This is a genomic window from Nocardia sp. NPDC023733 (assembly GCF_040639775.1).
Taxonomy (GTDB): Bacteria; Actinomycetota; Actinomycetes; order Mycobacteriales; family Mycobacteriaceae; genus Nocardia; species Nocardia rosealba.
Window position 1 is genome coordinate 32,063 of sequence record NZ_JBFAAN010000002.1, and the last position, 18,061, is coordinate 50,123.

Annotated in this window: 14 protein-coding genes; 4 read left to right on the forward strand and 10 right to left on the reverse strand. The window is 69.1% G+C overall.

What is annotated here, in order from left to right; translation table 11 throughout:
• Positions 1 to 20: 20 nt before the first annotated feature.
• From AB0F86_RS11730 to AB0F86_RS11760, 7 genes are read right to left on the reverse strand one after another with little or no spacing between them, the layout of a single operon-like run.
• On the reverse strand, positions 21 to 1,232 hold the full coding sequence (locus AB0F86_RS11730) for a TetR/AcrR family transcriptional regulator (RefSeq protein ID WP_225278598.1): 1,212 nt from the start codon (positions 1,230 to 1,232) through the stop codon (positions 21 to 23).
• A 12-nt stretch (positions 1,233 to 1,244) separates the two neighbouring features.
• The gene (locus tag AB0F86_RS11735) at positions 1,245 to 3,188 is read right to left on the reverse strand and encodes an acetoacetate--CoA ligase (protein WP_356985912.1); all 1,944 of its coding nucleotides are present in this window, start codon (positions 3,186 to 3,188) and stop codon (positions 1,245 to 1,247) included.
• A 19-nt stretch (positions 3,189 to 3,207) separates the two neighbouring features.
• Positions 3,208 to 4,023, reverse strand: a complete 816-nt coding sequence (locus AB0F86_RS11740) for a CoA ester lyase (protein ID WP_356985911.1) — start codon at positions 4,021 to 4,023, stop codon at positions 3,208 to 3,210.
• Positions 4,020 to 4,499 carry a MaoC family dehydratase gene (locus tag AB0F86_RS11745; RefSeq protein ID WP_067485249.1) on the reverse strand — a complete coding sequence of 160 codons (480 nt, stop codon included), beginning with the start codon at positions 4,497 to 4,499 and terminating at the stop codon, positions 4,020 to 4,022. The genes AB0F86_RS11740 and AB0F86_RS11745 overlap by 4 nt, the downstream gene beginning before the upstream one ends.
• Positions 4,496 to 5,656 (reverse strand): acyl-CoA dehydrogenase family protein, encoded by a 1,161-nt coding sequence (locus AB0F86_RS11750; protein ID WP_356985910.1) that lies wholly within the window; start codon positions 5,654 to 5,656, stop codon positions 4,496 to 4,498. Before AB0F86_RS11750 ends, AB0F86_RS11745 begins: the two co-directional genes overlap by 4 nt.
• Positions 5,653 to 7,926, reverse strand: a complete 2,274-nt coding sequence (locus AB0F86_RS11755; RefSeq protein WP_356985909.1) for a biotin carboxylase N-terminal domain-containing protein — start codon at positions 7,924 to 7,926, stop codon at positions 5,653 to 5,655. Before AB0F86_RS11755 ends, AB0F86_RS11750 begins: the two co-directional genes overlap by 4 nt.
• A 5-nt stretch (positions 7,927 to 7,931) precedes the next feature.
• The gene (locus AB0F86_RS11760; protein WP_356985908.1) at positions 7,932 to 9,539 is read right to left on the reverse strand and encodes a carboxyl transferase domain-containing protein; all 1,608 of its coding nucleotides are present in this window, start codon (positions 9,537 to 9,539) and stop codon (positions 7,932 to 7,934) included.
• Positions 9,540 to 9,629: 90 nt separating this feature from the next.
• On the opposite strand from AB0F86_RS11760, the gene AB0F86_RS11765 reads away from it, so the two are divergent.
• Positions 9,630 to 10,250, forward strand: a complete 621-nt coding sequence (locus tag AB0F86_RS11765) for a TetR/AcrR family transcriptional regulator (protein WP_225278604.1) — start codon at positions 9,630 to 9,632, stop codon at positions 10,248 to 10,250.
• Here AB0F86_RS11765 and AB0F86_RS11770 read toward each other — a convergent pair whose 3' ends face one another.
• The gene (locus AB0F86_RS11770) at positions 10,251 to 10,613 is read right to left on the reverse strand and encodes an NYN domain-containing protein (protein ID WP_356985907.1); all 363 of its coding nucleotides are present in this window, start codon (positions 10,611 to 10,613) and stop codon (positions 10,251 to 10,253) included. It abuts the gene before it with no gap.
• 84 nt (positions 10,614 to 10,697) lie between these two features.
• Between AB0F86_RS11770 and AB0F86_RS11775 the strand changes: the two genes are divergently transcribed.
• A complete protein-coding gene (locus AB0F86_RS11775; RefSeq protein ID WP_067485274.1) occupies positions 10,698 to 11,123 on the forward strand; it encodes a PPOX class F420-dependent oxidoreductase in 426 nt (141 codons plus the stop codon).
• Between the two features lies 1 nt (position 11,124).
• On the opposite strand, the gene AB0F86_RS11780 is transcribed toward AB0F86_RS11775, so the two are convergent.
• A complete protein-coding gene (locus AB0F86_RS11780; protein ID WP_356985906.1) occupies positions 11,125 to 11,832 on the reverse strand; it encodes a DUF3105 domain-containing protein in 708 nt (235 codons plus the stop codon).
• A 168-nt stretch (positions 11,833 to 12,000) separates the two neighbouring features.
• A complete protein-coding gene (locus tag AB0F86_RS11785; RefSeq protein WP_356985905.1) occupies positions 12,001 to 13,176 on the reverse strand; it encodes a TerD family protein in 1,176 nt (391 codons plus the stop codon).
• A 246-nt stretch (positions 13,177 to 13,422) separates the two neighbouring features.
• Here AB0F86_RS11785 and AB0F86_RS11790 point away from each other — a divergent pair, with 246 nt between their 5' ends.
• Positions 13,423 to 16,890: an Ig-like domain repeat protein gene (locus AB0F86_RS11790; RefSeq protein ID WP_356985904.1), complete on the forward strand. Its 3,468-nt coding sequence runs from the start codon at positions 13,423 to 13,425 to the stop codon at positions 16,888 to 16,890.
• 28 nt (positions 16,891 to 16,918) lie between these two features.
• Positions 16,919 to 17,674, forward strand: coding sequence for a precorrin-4 C(11)-methyltransferase (gene cobM, locus AB0F86_RS11795; RefSeq protein ID WP_356985903.1), 756 nt, complete (start codon positions 16,919 to 16,921; stop codon positions 17,672 to 17,674).
• Positions 17,675 to 18,061: the final 387 nt, after the last annotated feature.

Below are 18,061 nucleotides of genomic sequence, written 5' to 3' on the forward strand. Positions count from 1 at the left end.
GCAGGGGTGGGCGGAAGTGCTCAGCCGAGCAGTACCCGGCGCATGAGGAAGCCGACTCGGGCGCGCCCGGCCAGGGGCGTGTTGCCGAAGGATTGGCCGAGGTCGATGACCATGGCGAAGGCCGCGTGGACGAGGAATCGGGCCTCGGCGGGGGTGAGGGCGGGGCGGACCTCGCGGACGAGGCGGGCCCATTCCTGGACGCTGAGACGCTGGATATTGCGCAGGACCGCGCGTTCTTCGGCGGGGACGTGGCCGAATTCGGCGTAGTAGACCACCGCGAGGGCGCGTTCGTCGAAGGTGTCGGCGACGAACTGGTCGATCAGTACATCGAGGGCGGCGGCACTGTGCGGGGTGCTCGCGACGGCGGGACCGATGGCGCCGGACACCCGGTCGGCGGCGCGGCGGAACGCGGCGGCGAGAATATCGCTCTTCCCACGGTAGAAGCGGTAGACCGCCGAGGCGGCGGAAAGTCCGGCGGCGGAGGCGATGTCCTCCACACTCACGTTCGGGTAGCCACGTTCGTGGAACAGCTCGACCGCTTTGCGCAGCAGCAGTTCGTGTTTGAACGATGCGGGAATCTGCGCCCGCACGGACTGCTCGGAAACCGTTGCGGCAGGCGGAAGTTCACACTCGAGCAACGACATGCACGCCGAGCCGAGCAGCTTGTGCACCGCCCGCGCGGGGAGGGCGGCGTGGTGGTCGGCGAGGCTGGTGACCACGCCGAACATGGCCGTGGACACCAGCCGCAGCTCCTCGGCACTCAGTTCCGGACGCACGACGGCGAGTTCACGGTCGAACCCGGCGAGTACGGAACTCTGCTGCCGATCGAGAACCGCCCGGTCGGCGGGCTCGAGGTAGCGACCCTCCCAGCGCACCAACGTGACGGTCGCCCGGTTCTCGAGGGTGGCGCCGATGAGCCCGGCGAGCCTGTGCCGCAACCGTTCCGGCGCCGACCGGACCTCGGCGGGTACCTCGACGGCCGTGGTGAAAGCCTCGCCGACCCGAAGCAATTCCTCCCGGAACAACGCGTACTTGCTTGGGTAGTGCCGGTACAGCGCGGCCGAACTGATGCCGAGCGCGGCCGCGATGTCCTCCATACTCACCCCGTGATACCCGGCGGCCCCGAACGCCGCCGCCGAGGTGGCCGCGATCTGCGCACGCCGATTCTTCGGCCTGCGCCGCACACCATCGACTACCGACCCACGTGCCCCACGAGACTCGCCGACATTCATACCCGAAGTGTATTAAACGGTGTCGGAGGGCGTGATCCGGGCATACCAGTCGAGCAGCGCCGGGTCGTCGACCGCGCTGCGCTCCACGACGCGAGCCGGGTCGGCGCCCTGGAAGAGCTTCTTGATGGGCACCTCGAGCTTCTTACCGGTGCGGGTGTGCGGAATGCCCGGCGCCTCACGGATCTCGTCGGGCACGTGCCGGGGCGAGACTTCGCTCCGGATGGCGGCATTGATCCGGGTTTTCAGGTCGTCGGTGAGTTCGGCGCCGGGCGCGAGCACGACGAACAGCGGCATCCAGTAGCCGCCGTCGGGCTGTTCGGCGCCGATCACCAAGGCCTCGGCGATCTCCGGGAACTGCTCGACCACTTGGTAGATGTCGGCGCTGCCCATGCGGATTCCGTGCCGGTTGAGGGTGGAGTCGGAGCGTCCGTGCACCACCACGCTGCCGTGTTCGGTGAGCGTGATCCAGTCGCCGTGGCGCCACACGCCGGGGTAGGTGTCGAAATAGGCGTCGCGGTAACGCTTTCCGTCGTCGTCGCGCCAGAAATGGACCGGCATCGACGGCATCGGCTCGGTCACCACGAGCTCACCGACCTCGCCGCGCACCGGCTTGCCCTGTTCGTCGAACGCGTCGAGAGCCACCCCGAGATACGGTGCCGACAGCTCACCCGGCCACACCGGTACGGTCGGCGCACCACCCGCGAAGGCCGACACCACATCCGTGCCACCGCTGATCGAACTCACCTGCACACGCGGGCCGACGTTCTCGCTCAGCCACAGCGCGCTCGTCTCCGGCAGCGCCGAGCCGGTGATGCCGACGGTGCGCAGGGCGGACAGGTCGTGATCGGTGCGCGGCACGGCACCGGCCTTGATGCAGCCGAGCACATACCCCGGGCTGGTGCCGAATACGGTGGCACCGACCTGGGCGGCGATGCGCCACAGCGCATCCGGGCGGCCCGCGGTCGGACTTCCGTCGTAGGTGACGATGGTCGCGCCTGCCAGCAACCCGGCGACCTGGAAGTTCCACATCATCCAGCTCGGGCTGGTGTACCAGAAGAAGACATCATCGGTACCGATATCGGATTGCAGCGCAACCGCTTTGAGGTGTTCGAGCAGCACACCGCCGTGGCCGTGGACGATGCCCTTGGGCAGTCCGGTTGTGCCGGAGGAGAACACGATCCACAGCGGATGATCGAAATCGACCGGGGTGGTTTCGATGATGCCGAAATTCTCGTCGGTGACCGTGTCGGCCCAGGCCAGTGCGTCGGGCACCGCGAGGCCGAGCTGAGGCACGACGACGGTCGCGCGTAGACCGGGCAGCCCTTCTTTCAGCGCGGCGATATCGGCTCGCTTGTCGTGGTCCTTGCCGCCGAAACGGTAGCCGTCGGCGGTGACGAGCACCGCCGGGTCGAGCTGTCCGAGCCGGTCGAGCGCCGCCTTGGCGGAGTAGTCCTGTCCGCAGGCGCTCCACACCGCGCCGATGCTCGCGGTCGCGAGGAAGGCGACGACCGCCTCCGGGATGTTGGGCAGATAACCCACCACCCGGTCACCCGCCTCGACCCCCTGTTCCCGCAGCGTGCGGGCGAAAACGGTGACCTGCTCGATCAGATCGGACCACAGGATCTCGCGCGGTTCGGCGTCCTCGTGCAGGGCGATGATCGCGGGTCTGCCGAACTGGGCCATCCGGATGATCTGGTCGACGTAGTTCAACCGGGTACCCGGGAACCACTCTGCGCCCGGCATTTCCCGGGAACCGAGGACCTCGCCCGCCGTCTCACCGAGTTCGAAGTAGTCCCACAGCGCCTGCCAGAACCCCTCGAGGTCGTCGACCGACCACTGCCACAGGGCCCGGTAGTCCGGATAGGAGACGCCGGTGCGGGCGGTGACGAACGCGGCGAAATCGGTGATCCGGGCAGCCGCGATGTCGTCGTCGGTCGGTACCCATTGTGGTTGCACTGGCGTGGTCCTCCTCGGTTCAGGACAGGTCGGCGCGGCGCACGATCTGCTCGGCATGACGCAATACCGGTGCGTCCACCATGCGCCCTTCGAAGGCGAATACGCCACGGTGGTTCGGAACTTCGGCGAGAACCCGCCGCGCCCAGTCGGTTTCGGCCTCGGAAGGCGCGTACCCGGCGCGGATCACCGGAACCTGACTCGGGTGGATGGCCACCTTGCCGTCGAAGCCGACCGCGACCGCGTCGAGCGTCTCCGCCGCAAGGCCGTCCAGATCCTTGATGTTCAGATACACCGAATCCAGCGCGAACCGGCCGAACGCCTTGGCGGCGAGCAGGCTGGTGGAACGCACGTGCCGGGCGATGTCGCGGTAGCTGCCGTCGGCGTGCCTGCTGGCATTGCCACCGAGCCCGGCGATCAGGTCCTCCGCACCCCACATCACCCCGATGGCGTTGTCCACCTGCACCGTTTCGGCGACGCGCACCGCGCCCAGCGGTGATTCGACCAGCACGATGACCTCGCACTGGGCGAGGTTGCGCACCTGCTCGGCGGACTCGCACTTGGGCAGCATCACCCGCCGGTAGTCGGTCTTGGCAAGCACGGCCAGGTCGTCGACGTGGTCGTCGGTGCCCGCCGCATTCACGCGGATCACGGTGTGCTGCGGGTCGAGTGGGGTGTCGAGCAGCGCCTGCCGGGCTGCGGCCTTGTCGGCAGGTGCCACACCGTCCTCGAGGTCGAGGATCACCACGTCGGCGGCCGCGGCGGCTTTGGCGAAGCGTTCGGGACGGTCGGCGGGGCAGAACAGCCAGGCCGGGCCCGTCGGCTGCCAGGCGCTCATGTGGTCGGCGCCTTGCGTACCAGGGTCTGCCGGACCGCTGTCGCCACCACCACGCCGTTCTGGTTGCGCGCGGTGTGCGTCAGGCTCACGATGCCCTCGCCCGGGCGGCTCTTGGACTCGCGTTTGCCGGTGACCAGGGTTTCGGCGTACATGGTGTCGCCGTGGAACAGCGGGGCGGGCACGGTCATCTCGGAGAAGCCGAGGTTGGCGACCAGGGTGCCCTGGGTGAGCTGGGCCACCGAGAGCCCAACCAGCGTCGACAGCGTGAACATCGAGTTCACCAGCCGCTGGTTGAACGGTGGCTGGGCATCGGCGAACGCCGCGTCCAGGTGCAGGGCCTGGGTGTTCATGGTGAGGGTGGTGAACAGGACGTTGTCGGCCTCGGTGATGGTGCGGCCGGGCCGGTGCTCGTAGATCGTGCCGATCTCGAACTCCTCGAACCACAGGCCGCGCTGCACCACGCGCTTCTCGGTCACAGTCCCAGCTCCCGTGCGATCAGCATCAGCTGCACCTCCGTTGTGCCCTCACCGATTTCCAGGATCTTGCTGTCACGGTAGTGCCTGGAGACGAGGTATTCGTTCATGAAGCCGTTGCCACCGAAGATCTGGGTGGCGTCGCGGGCGTTGTCCATGGCCGCCTCACTGGCGACCATCTTCGCGATCGAGGCCTGCTTCTTGAACGGCTTGCCCGCCAGCATGAGGGCGGCCGCGTCGTAGTAGGCGGTGCGCGCGGTGTGGGCGCGGGCCTCCATCCTGGCGATCTTGAACGCGATGGCCTGGTTGCGGCCGATGGCCTGGCCGAACGCCTGTCGCTCGCCCGCGTACCGCACGCTCTCGTCCACACAACCCTGTGCCGCACCCACCGCGAGCGCGGCGATGGCGATGCGGCCCTCGTCGAGGATGCGCAGGAAGTTGGCGTAACCGCGTCCGCGCTCGCCGAGTAGGTTATCCCGCGGCACCCGCACATCGGTGAAGCTCAGCGGGTGGGTGTTGGAGGCGTTCCAGCCGACCTTGTTGTAGGCGGGCTCGGCCACGAATCCCGGCGTCGTGGTCGGCACCAGGATCGTGGAGATCTCCTTCTTGCCGCCGTTGTTGCCGGTCACCGCGGTGACGGTGACCAGGCGGGTGATGTCGGTGCCCGAGTTGGTGATGAACTGCTTGCTGCCGTTGATGATCCAGCTGTCACCGTCTTCGACGGCCGTGGTCCGCGTCCCACCGGCGTCGCTGCCGGCGTCGGGCTCGGTGAGGCCGAAACCGGCCAGCGCCTGCCCGCTGGTGAGCTGGGGCAACCACTCCGCGCGCTGGTCGTCGTTGCCGAACCGGTAGATCGGCATGGCGCCCAGGGAGACACCGGCCTCGAGGGTGATGGCCACGCTCTGGTCGACCTTGCCGAGTTCCTCGAGCGCGAGACACAGGGCGAAGTAGTCGCCACCCATGCCGCCGAACTCCTCGGGGAACGGCAGGCCGAACAGCCCCATGTCGGCCATGCCTGCCACGACCTCGTACGGGAAGCTGTGCTCGGCATCGTGTTTCGCCGACACCGGGGCGACGACCTGCTGGGCGAAGTCGCGCACGGTGAGTGCGAGCTGACGGTATTCCTCCGGCAGGGAACCGGTGGACAGGTAGTCGGTCATGCGGGGGTTCCTTCGCGCTCGGTGTCGACGTCGGACGTGCCTGCGTGGGCTGTTCGGCCGGTGGTCGCGCTTGCGTCGGCGGTTTCGCGGGCGGCCGTGCCCGCATCGGTGGCTGCCCCCGCCGTGGTGGCGCTGTCCCCGGTTTCGGCGGGGTGGGCGACGACACGAACCAACACCTGGTCGAGTTTCACCTGTGTGCCCGGCGCGGCCAGCACCTCCACCGTGCCCGCTACCGGGGCGGTGAGGGTGTGCTCCATCTTCATGGCTTCGATCACGATCACCGGATCGCCGACAGCGACCGTCGCGCCGTTCGCGACCGGTGCCGCGATCACCGAACCCGGCATGGGGCTGCGGATTTCGGCATCGCCGACGTGCGCGGCATCGCCACGCACGCTCGCTTCCGCTACTTCGCGCAGTACGGAGACGCGGCCGTTGTCGCTCACCCACAGCTGGCCGTCGGCCTCGGCTACGCGCACCTGGCGGCGCAGGCCGTCGATGGTGAGTACGAGGCTGTCGTCGAGCAGGGTGGCTGTCAGTGTGCTGGTCCCGGCCTCATCCGGCTGTGTCCGTCCGGCTGCCGCCGAACCACCGGCGGCTGCCTGGACACCGGCTGCTGCCGAACCATCGGCTGCTGCCGGATTGTCGGCGTGCTGCTGCGCGCCGGTCGGACCGGTCCCATCGTTTGCCAGTCGCACCGTTGCGGAATCCGGTGTGCCCGTGATGAACACGTGGCGCACCTGGTCACCCGATGCGAGGCGGATCGCGGTCGGCGCGGGCGAACCGAGCCGCCAGCCCGACGGGATCGCCCACAGATCTGCGCTGGGCTCCGGCCAGCGTCGCAGCCAGTGGTACGCGGCGGCGGCGATGAAGTCGTCGTCGGTGGGTTCGGCGGGCGTGAAGTCGGCGACCCGGCGGTCGAGCAGTGCGGTGTCGAGGCGGCCCGCCTGCACGTCCTCGTCGGCGAGCAGGAAGCGCAGGAACTCGATATTGCTCGTGACGCCGAGCAGCACCGTCTGTTCCAGCGCTCGGTCGAGCGCGGCGAGGGCGTCGGCGCGGGTGGTGCCGCGCGCGATCACCTTCGACAGCATCGGGTCGTAGTCGCTGCCGACCACGGTGCCCACCGACAGCCCCGAATCCACCCGGATGCCTTGGCCTTCCGGCTCCGACAGGGCCAGCACCGTGCCACCGGTCGGCAGGAAGCCGCGGCCCGGGTCCTCGGCGTACACACGGGCCTCGATCGCGTGCCCGACCAGGTGGATCTCGTCCTGGGTGCGCGCCAGCTTCTGCCCGGCGGCCACCCGGACCTGGCATTCCACCAGGTCGATACCGGTGACCATCTCGGTCACCGGGTGTTCCACCTGCAGCCGGGTGTTCATCTCCATGAAGAAGAACTCGTCGGGGCGGTCGGCGGAGACGATGAACTCCACGGTGCCCGCGCCCACGTAGTCGACGCTGCGCGCGGTGTTGCAGGCCGCGGTGCCGATCCGCGCCCGGGTAGCGGCGTCGAGCAGCGGCGAGGGTGCTTCCTCGATGACCTTCTGATGCCTGCGCTGCAAACTGCACTCGCGCTCACCCAGGTGCACCACATTGCCGAAAGCGTCTGCCAACACCTGTACTTCGATGTGCCGTGGCCGGGTGACGAAACGTTCCAGGAACAGGGTGTCGTCGCCGAAGGCGGCACCGGCTTCGCGGCGGGCGCTCACCAGCGCGGCGGGCAGGTCCTCGGCCCGCTCGACCAGGCGCATGCCCTTGCCACCACCACCGGCCGACGGTTTCACCAGCACGGGGTAGCCGATATCGGTTGCGGCCGCGATCAATTGGTCGTCGGTGAGGCCGGGTTCGGCGATGCCGGGGACCACCGGAACGCCGAACGCCGTCACCGTCTTCTTCGCGGTGATCTTGTCGCCCATCACCTCGATGGCCTTGGCGGGCGGCCCGAGGAAGACGATGCCCGCGTCGGCCAATGCGGCGGCGAACGCCGAATTCTCCGACAGGAAGCCGTAACCCGGGTGCACCGCCTGCGCGCCGGAACGCACGGCGGCGTCGACGACCTTGTCGATCGACAAGTAGCTCTCGCGCGCGGGCGCCGGGCCCAGTCGCACCGCGACATCGGCCTCGCGCACATGGCGCGCGTTCTTGTCGGCGTCGCTGTACACCGCGACGGAACGAATGCCCATGGCACGCAACGTCTTGATGACGCGCACCGCGATCTCACCGCGATTGGCGACCAGGACGGTGTCGAATTCGACGGGTTGGGATTTGTTCAGCATGTCGCTCACATCCGGAAGACGCCGTAGGAAACGGGTTCGAGTGGCGCTTGCGCACACACCGAAAGGGCAAGTCCGAGCACTGTTCTGGTGTCGGTGGGGGCGATCACGCCGTCGTCCCAGATGCGCGCCGTCGCGTAGTACGGGTTGCCCTGGGTCTCGTACTGCTCGCGGATCGGGGCCTTGAACGCCTCCTGATCCTCGGCCGACCAGGGCTTGCCCGCGCTGTCGAGCTGGTCGCCGCGCACCGTGGCCAGCACCGAGGCGGCCTGCTCGCCACCCATCACCGAGATGCGCGCGTTCGGCCACATCCACAGGAAGCGCGGCGAATACGCGCGCCCGCACATGGAGTAGTTGCCCGCACCGTAGGAACCACCGATCACGACTGTCAGCTTCGGCACCCGCGCGCACGCCACCGCGGTGACCATCTTCGCGCCGTGCTTGGCGATACCACCGGCCTCGTAGTCGCGCCCGACCATGAAGCCGGTGATGTTCTGCAGGAACAGCAGCGGGATCTTGCGCTTGTCGCACAGCTCGATGAAATGCGCGCCTTTCATGGCCGATTCGCTGAACAGCACGCCGTTGTTGGCGACGATGCCAACCGGATGACCGTGGATGCGCGCGAAACCGGTGACCAGGGTCTTGCCGTACTCGGCCTTGAATTCCTGGAAACCGCTCTCGCCGTCGACGATCCGGTCGATCACCTCGCGCACGTCATACGGCGTGCGCGGGTCGACGGGGACCACGTCGTAGAGCTCGTCCTCGGGCTTGGCGGGCGGGGTGCTCGGCAACACCTCCCACGGGGCCTCGGGGCGCGGGCCGAGCGTCGAGACGATATTGCGCACGATGCGCAGCGCGTCGCGGTCGTCCTCGGCGAGATGATCGGTGACGCCGGAAGTGCGCGAATGCAGCAGACCACCGCCCAGTTCCTCGGCGGTGACGACCTCACCGGTCGCGGCCTTCACCAGCGGCGGGCCACCCAGGAAGATGGTGCCCTGGTCGCGCACGATCACGGCTTCGTCGGCCATCGCGGGCACATACGCGCCGCCGGCGGTGCACGAGCCGAGGACCGCCGCGATCTGCGCGATGCCGCGCGCGCTCATGTTCGCCTGGTTGTAGAAGATGCGGCCGAAGTGGTCGCGGTCGGGGAACACCTCGTCCTGGCGGGGCAGGAACCCGCCGCCGGACTCCACCAGGTACACGCACGGCAGGTTGTTCTGCGCGGCCACCTCCTGGGCGCGCAGGTGCTTCTTCACCGTGATCGGGTAGTAGGTGCCGCCCTTGACCGTCGGGTCGTTGGCCAGCACCAGGCATTCCCGGCCCGCGATCCGGCCGATGCCCGCGATCACACCCGCGCCGGGGCACTCGTCGTCGTACATGCCGTTGCCCGCCAGCGGCGCCAGCTCGAGGAAGGGGCTGCCCGGGTCGAGCAGTTCGTCGATGCGGTCGCGGGGGAGGAGCTTGCCCCGGGCGACGTGGCGTTCGCGCGACTTCTGCGGGCCGCCGAGCGCGGTCGCGGCCAGCCGTTGCCGCAGGTCCGCCACCAGGGCGAGGTGCGCGTCTCGATTGCTCGTGGCGGCCTCGGTGTCATTGCCGAGGTCGTGTGTCACCGTCATCGGGCCATCCTGCCATCCGGTTAATCGCCAATAACTGAAATTCAGGTTAATGTTGATTAACCAAGTTGTCCAGAGGTGGAAGGAGCGCCGGTGGCCGAACCCGTCCAGGCGACCCGGCGCGAGCAGCTCAAGGCGCAGCGCCGGGAGCAGTTGCTCACGGCAGGCGCCCGACTGATCGCCGACCGGGGTTTCCTCGGCGTGCGCCTCGACGACCTGGGCGCCGCCGTCGGCATCAGCGGACCCGCCGTCTACCGGCACTTCGCGAACAAAGAGGCACTGCTGGTCGAACTGCTCGTCGGCATCAGTGAGCATTTGCTGGCCGGCGGCCGCGCCGTGGTCGCCGAATCGTCGACGGCCGCCGAAGCCCTCGCCGGCCTGGTCGACTTCCACCTCGACTTCGCCTTCGGCAACCCTGAACTCATCCGCATCCAGGACCGCGACCTCGACAAGGTCCCCACCCCCGAACGCCGAGTCCTGCGCCGCACCCAGCGCCAATACGTCGAAGTCTGGGTGGCGGTCCTGCGCGAACTGACCCCCGGCCTCGCGGAGGAGACCGCTCGCATCCAAGCCCACGCCGCCTTCGGCCTCATCAACTCCACGCCGCACAGTGCGTCGGCGGCGAGTGCTTCCCGAGCCAGACCGGTGCTGCGGCAGATGGCCTTGGCCGCACTGACGGCCGGCTACGACAGCCGACTGGACCAGCGTCGCTGACTACTCCGCGATGCGGGTCCACAGCCAGCTCGGGCCGACGGCCTCGGCGCCATGTGCCGCAACCCTTGCGCGCAGCTCCCGGTCGGCGGTGACGACGATGATCGTGTCGTAGTCCGCGGTGGCGACTACGTCGACGATCGCGTCGTCGCCCGATCCTTCGGCGAGAACAACCTTCAGCGGGGCGCAGGCCGCGTCCGCGCCTGCTTTCGCGGCGCCTTCGAGTACCACGATCACATCGGTGGTCTCGGCCGGCGCGGCGAGTTCGGCAAGTAATCGCCGGGCGGCACCGGCACGGTCCTTCCACCACCCGTCGGGGCGCGAACCGATGACATTGGCCGCATCGACGACGATCAGCTGGTCCATCAGCCCAGTCTGCCCCTCCCTCGCGGAGCGACAGGCCTCGCGGGTTCCTGGGTGGGGGCCGGGGAGGGGCCTACGCTGGGGCGCATGACTTCCCTGACGGATCCTCAGGTGCGAGAGTTCCTTTCCCACGGCACGCGGACGGGCAAGGTGGCGTTCACGGCGAAGGACGGGCGGCCGTTGGTGACGCCGATCTGGTTCATCGTGGAAGGCGATGAGCTGGTGTTCAATACAGGGAAGGAGACCGCGAAGGGGCGGGCGTTCGCGCGGGACCCCCGGGTTGCGGTGTGTGTGGATCTGGAAGAACCGCCCTATGGGCTGGTGGAGGTGCAGGGGACGGTCGAGTTGTCGGAGGATCCGGCGGAGCTGGTGCGGACCGCGACCGCCATCGCCGCCCGGTACATGGGTGCGGACCGGGCCGAGGAATTCGGCAAGCGCAACGGGGTGCCGGGGGAACTGGTGGTGCGGGTGCGGCCGACGAAGGTCATCGCGCATTTCGACATGACCGGGTAGGTCAGCGGGGCGTAGGCACGGGCGGGAGTTCAGGTACTTCGGTCGGGAAGGCGGGCTCGCTGTCCATCGGTGCGGCGTCCGGGCCGGGAGTCGACGGGTCGTAGGGCGCGGGATCGCGGTCGAAGATCGGATTGCTGCAGGAGGCACCGGGTTCCGGTGTGGTGTAAGGGTTGTTGCGCAGGGCCATGATGAACTGGTCGACGCGCGGGTCGGTCGCGCTGTCGAGGACGAGTTGGTGCCCCCACGACTGCAGCGAAATCGGATCGGCCATGTTCGGGATGGGCGACATGAAGGTGTATGTCCTGCCCTGCACCTTGTTGCGCAGCGTCGCCTGGTCGTCGGCGCTCACCCGCGCGGGGTCGTAGGCGATCCACACCGCGCCGTGCTCCATCGAGTGCACGGCGTTCTCGGTCCGGATGCCCTCGGGATAGACCACGCCGTCGCAGGCCGCCCAGACCGCATCGTGCGTACCGCCCATCGGCGGAATCGACGTGTACGCCACCCGCTGCGTGCTCGGCACATGATTGCCGAGCGGATATTCGGCGGTGACGACGCCGGGGATCTCCTTCGCCGGGTCCTGGTTGTCCTCGGAGGGCGCGAAGCTGTCCATGGCCGTCGTCGGATGACCGGCCTTGGTCTCGTTGCACCCCGTCAGCGCGGCAGCCGCGACCACCATCAGACTCACACCCAACCCGACCCGAACCCGCATGGCGGCCGCTCCTCCTCGTCCTGGCGGCACACGCCGTCCGCGACCGAACTTACTGCCGGAACCCGCCGATCGCATCGGTCGGCCGCCGAGGCCGACCCTACTGTCGAAACGGCGACCAGACGGTCCACGCGGCCGATTCGGCCTCGTGGGAGGGGGTCTCCGGGCCGACTATCGACTCGACAGCACGAACTGTTTGCCCGGGTCGACCATCTTGCGCACGGTCGCGCCTTTCGAATACTCCCCGAGCGCAGTCATATTCCAGCCGTGTGCGGCGCGGGTGAGCATGGCGAGGAAGACGCCCGTGGTCGGTTCGCCCTTGGACAGTTCGAAGCGGACCAGTTCGGCGCCGGTGTGGTCGTCGAGGAGACGGCAGTGTGCGCGACCGACCTGGTCGAATTTTTGGCCCGCGAAGGAGTTCACGGTGAAGACCAGGGCGTAGACCTCCGGGGGAAGGGCCGTCAGGTCGACGGTGATGACCTCGTCGTCGCCGTCACCGTGGCCGGTCAGGTTGTCGCCGGAGTGTTTGACGGCGCCGTCGAACGCCTCGCGTCGTAGGAACCAGACATTGGTGAGTTTCTTGGCGCGGTCGTCGTAGGCGATGACGGAGGCGTCGAGGTCGATCCTGGTGCCGTGGGTCGCGGGGTCCCAGCCCAAGCCCATTCGCACCTGGGCGAGTGGGGGCGCACCGGCCTTGGTGAGTGACACCGTTTCGCTCTTGCGCAGGGACACATGCCCTTTCGACAGGTCGACCGTCGGGTGTCCGAACCGCGGCGGTTCGGCGGGGGTCGTCGGCGCCGATCGAACCTCGGCCGGAGCGGCTTCGGCGGGTGACGGCGGTTGAACCTCGGCCGGCTCGTCGTCGACGGTGATGCCGAAATCGGTCGCGATACCGGCCAGACCCTGCGCGTATCCCTGACCGACCGCGCGGACCTTCCACTCGTCCCCGCGCCGATACAGCTCGCACGCGATCAACGCGGTCTCCGGCCCGAGCCCGGTCGGTGTGAACGTGGCGAGCAGGGCGCCGGTCGATTCGTCGGTCACCGTGATCCTGGGCGGTCCGGCCCGGCCCCAATCGGCGGGTCCGGTGCCGTCGAGGCTGGCGGTGAACGCGATCCGGTCGATATCGGCGGGCACCGCGCCGAACGACACACGGACGGTCTCGGCCGAGACGACCTCGACGCCGGGGGCGACGGGTTGGTTGTAGAAGACGAAATCGCTGTCGGAGCGCACCTTTCCGGCGGCGGTCAGCAACAGCGCGGCGAGGTCGGCTCCCGCGACGGCGGACACCGTGACCCGCACTTCGCTCGACGGCACCGGTGCGTTCGCGCCCTTGGACAACTCCATGGTCTACCTCAACTCATCGGGGAGCCCGTCGTCGCAACGGTCTTCGTCGCCACCGAACCTACTGCCGTGCCCGGCGGGCATCCAGCCGAGCGAGCGCAAGGGAACCCGGATTCCGGTTTACGCCAGACCCCTCGGCAACCCGATGACCAGCAGAAGTACGCGCGTCGCTGGCAGGCCGAGGCGACAACCAGGGCTACCGTTTCGACAAGTTTCGCAAGCAACGAGGCCGGCGAACGGAGTTCTGGCATGGCCGGACGGACTGTGGCCCAGGCGTGGGTCGCCGCGCTTCTCGGCGTGGTGCTCGTGCTCGGCACCGCGACGCACGCGTCGGCCCAGCCGCCGGGCCCGTCCGCCCAGCGCACGTCCGACCATTTCGAGGATCCGGAATCCGGTCTCTCGATCGACGTGTTCTATTGCAGCGACCGAACTCAGACCTACCGGGTCCCACCGGGCACGACGAGCCTCTACATCGAGGCGGTCGGCGGACAGGGCCAGACACCGAACCCGAACTTCACCGGCATCGGTGGGCTGGGCGGACAGGTCAGCGGTGGGCTGCGGGTGAGTCCGCAGCAGGAGTTCCAGGTCCAGGTCGGGTGCGCGGGCGGGGAGAACGGCGGCTTCTCGCCGTACGCCTCCGGCGGTGCCCGGGGTGAAGCGGTCGATCAGCTCACGAATTTCGGCACGGTCTACTCGAGCGGCTGGGACGGCGGCGGTGGTGGCGGTGCGTCGGCGGTGCTCGGACCCGACAACGAGCCCGTGCTGGTCGCGGGCGGCGGAGGCGGCGCGGGTGGCAACGCCCCGGACTGCTATTCGGTGTCACCCGTGCAGGATTCGACGTTCTTCTACTGCGGTGGCGGCTCCCGTCGCGACGGCGGTGACGGTGGTGACGGCAGCGCGGCGGTCGGCTGGCAGGAAGGGCCGCCGTGGACCGGCGGAGCGGGGGAGAACAATCCGGCAGGCACCACGCCGAGCGGTCTGACCTGTGGCGGCACCCGCGCGGGCGGTGCGGGCCACACATTCGACAAGACCGGCGGCGGCGGGGGCGGGGGCGGCGGTGGTGGTGGCTACCTGGGCGGTGCCGGGCAGGGTGGTGGCTGCGGCGGAGCGGCCGCGCCGGAGACACCGATCACGCACGGTCCGCACGCCGCACCGGGCGCTGGCGGCGCGGGCGGTGGTGGCGGGACTTCATATGCGTCCCCGGGCCTTTCCAAGGCGAGCGTGACCACCGCGTCGGTCTCCGGTGACGGCTACGTCCTGTTCCTGACCTCGGCCGACGGTGTCCGCACGACGACCTTCGGTGTGCACGGCGAATCCGCGCAGTACTTCTGCGTGGGCGACGGCGTCGACGAGATCTTCGCCGATGTGCTCGGCGGGTCCGGCGCGGGCGGCGGGCACGACTTCGGCGATGTGGGCACCGGTGGCGCGGGCAGCGGTGTGCAGGCGGTGATCGCCGTGCAGGAACGCAAACAGCTGAAGATCGATGTCGGGCATTACGGCGGGCCCGGCGGCGGTTGGGGATACGGCACCGGCGGTGCTCGTGGCACCGCCGATTCCGGCGCGTCCTACAGCGGTGCGGGCGGTGGTGGCGCGTCGGCGGTGAGCCAGAACGCCGCCGACTGCGGTACGCGACCGTCCTCCGAGAACCGGCCGATCATCGTCGCCGGGGGCGGTGGCGGCGGCGGTGGCAACGGCTTCAGCGCCGACGGTGGTGACGGTGGCGACGGCGGTCCCCAGCCGGGTGACGGCACCAGTGGCGGCTTCGGTGGTGGCTTCGGCGGTGAGGGCGGCAGCGAGCGTGGTGTGCACGGCGGCCACGCCACCGGCAGTTCCACCGGCGGCGGTGGCGGGGGCGGTGGCGGCGGTAGTCACGGCGGCGGCAAGGGCCACGGCGCGCAAGACGGCAACGACGGCGGCGGTGGCGGTGGGGGCGGCGGCGAGTCGACCGTCGACAGCGTCGCGAACCAGCCGCCGCACTTCTACAACGGGCCCGACGGCAGCCACGCGAATCGGGACCGGCTCAACGACGGCAAGGTCCAGCTGATCGTCCCGATCCCATCGAAACGCAGTCGGGTGGAACTGATCTCGGGCAACAGTCAGAGCGCCTACTCGGGACAGCCCTTCGCCGAGCCGCTGCGGGTGCGCTTCGTCGACGCGATCCACGGACCGCAGGCGGGCAAATCGATCACCTTCGCGATGCCCGCCGGCCAGCCGCCCGCCGCCGTATTCGACAACGGCCGCGACACGATCCGGGCGACCACCGACGCCGACGGCTACGCCCAGGTGGATTTGACCGCACTGGCCGCGACCCGGCAGGGGGAACTGCCTGGCGGATTCCTGGTCACCGCGTCCGCCACCGACGACCCGGCCCACCTGATCGGCGGCGCGGTGTTCCGGCTGCACGACGACCAGGTGCCGACCGAGATCGAGGTGACGACGACTGCGCCGAACCACATCGCCCAGGTCGGTGAACCGGTCGGCTTCAGCGCGAAGGTGAGCCAGAAGCCGGGAACCACACCGGCGTTCGGGACCCCCGCCGGGCACGTGCGCTTCGAGATCGACGGAGTCGCGACGCCGGGACCCATCGAGCTGGTCGACGGGGTGGCGACCCTGCCGCCGATCGACGGCCTGCGGCCCGGCACCCACCACGTGCTCGCGACCTATCTGGCAGACGACCCGACCAGGGTGTTCGCACCCGTCTTCGGCAGTGTCGGCGTGCTGGTGCAGACGGTGAAGGTGCCCACCGAGGTCCATCTGACCCTCCCGCCACCGCCGGTGCTCGCCGGTGCGGTCGTCGGCGCCACCGTCACCGTGCCGACGCCGAAGCCGGACGCGCCGAAACCCACCGGCGCGATTCAGTTCTCGCAGAACGGTTCCGCACTGGGCGATCCGGTGACCCTCGGCCCGGACGGCACGGCGAGTTCGCCGCCGTTGCGGGCGGGCTCGGGCACGATCGAGGCGCACTATTCCGGCGACGAGGTGTACGAACAGTCGACCGGCCGGGCCGAACTGACCGTTTATACCGCCACCTCGACGACGAAGGTGAGCGCCAGCCACAACCCGGTCACCTACTTCGAGCAACTCGACCTCACCGCGACGGCCGCCCGTGACCCCGCAGGCGAGATCGACACCGGCACCGTCCAGTTCTCCGCAGACGGCAAGCCGCTCGGCACACCTGTCCCGGTGGACGACGGGCTCGCCATCGCCCGCGATGTCGACGTCTCCCACCTGGGCTTCGGCACCCATCTGATCACCGCCGACTACTCGGGCGACGCCGACTCCGGTGTGGCGCCGAGCCGCGGCACGATGACGCTGTGGGTGCTGAAGGTCGGCGGTTCGCCGGGCGACCACCCCAGCGACGTCGGCGTGCACCTCGACATGCCCCGCACCGCAGACCCCGGCCAGCGGGTGACCGCGACCGTCACCCTCACCAATGTCGGCGGAAGACAAGCCGCCGACGTCGAAGCCCGGTTGTCGACCCAGGGCTGGCACCGCCTGGTCGATCCCGGCGGCGGTGAGGTGCGGCCGACCCATGTGCGATTCCGGCTCCCCACCCTCGAAGCAGGGGAGACGAGGACCTTCACCGTCGTCTTCGAAGCGCCACAGCACCTGGCGCTGATCACCTCGTTCCTGCACGCGTCGAGTGCGAGCACCGACATGAACCCGGCCGACAACCTGCATCTCGCCTCGACCTTCGTCCGGGCGCGAATGAGCTGAGACCTGCCCAGCGTTCTACGCTGCTGCCATGACGGTGCATTTCATCGGGGCGGGCCCCGGCGCAGCCGACCTGCTCACGGTGCGCGCGGTGAACCTCCTGCGCGACAGCCCGGTCTGCCTGTACGCGGGGACCTACCTCGACCCCGAAGTGCTCGCCCACTGCGCGCCCGGCACGGAACTGATCGACACCCAGCGCCTGGACCTCGACCAGATCACCGCCCACCTCGTGAAGGCGCATGAGGACGGTAAAGACGTAGCCCGCCTGTGCTCTGGCGACCCGTCCATATATTCGGCCCTCACCGAACAGACCCACCGCCTCGACGCACACGGCGTCCCCTGGGACATCACCCCCGGCGTCCCCGCCTACGCGGCGGCCGCGGCCGTCCTCGGCACCGAACTGACTGTCCCCGAGGTGGTCCAGTCGGTGGTCCTCACGCGCACCCAGGCCCGCTCGACGAAGATGCCCGAGGGCGAGGCTCTGGCCGATTTCGCCGCCACCGGCGCCACCCTCGTCCTGCACCTGGCCATCACGAGAATCAAGACCCTCGCCGAGGAACTGGCCGAGGAATACGGCCCCACCTGCCCGGTCGCCGTCGTCTACCGGGCCAGCCAGCCCGAACAACTGGTCCTGCGCGGCACCCTCACTGACATCGCGACCCAGGTCGAGGCGGCAGGTCTGCGCCAAGCCGCCGTCATCCTCGTCGGCCGGGCTCTCGGCGTCCCCGTCGACTGCGCCCAGTCCCACCTCTACGACCCCGCACGCAGTCGCCCGACCGGTATGTGACCCATCCCTCAATCGGCCTCGCGCACCACCGCGCCGGGCGGGATGTGAGGTGGGAGGAACGGTCAGCAAACCGGCTGCGGCGGATTTACCTGCGTCGATGCTCGCCAGCTATGGAGGTGGTTGGTTGCGGGGCAGCGGCACCGGTAGATTGGTGCGATGGTTTGCGACGAGCACACCGGCGCGGTCGGCCGGACGGTCCGAAGCATGGTCTCGGCCATGTAACGAGATCGGCTGAGCCGACAGATAGTGCCTATGGACATTTTTTGCCTGATTGATTTCGAGAATTGAACCCGAGACGCAGGCGCCACCGCTGGTTCTGGCTGGGCGTCTGCGTTCCGGTGTCGTCGGGGAGCGCCTGATGCGGGTGTTCCGGAAGCGAGGTTTGGG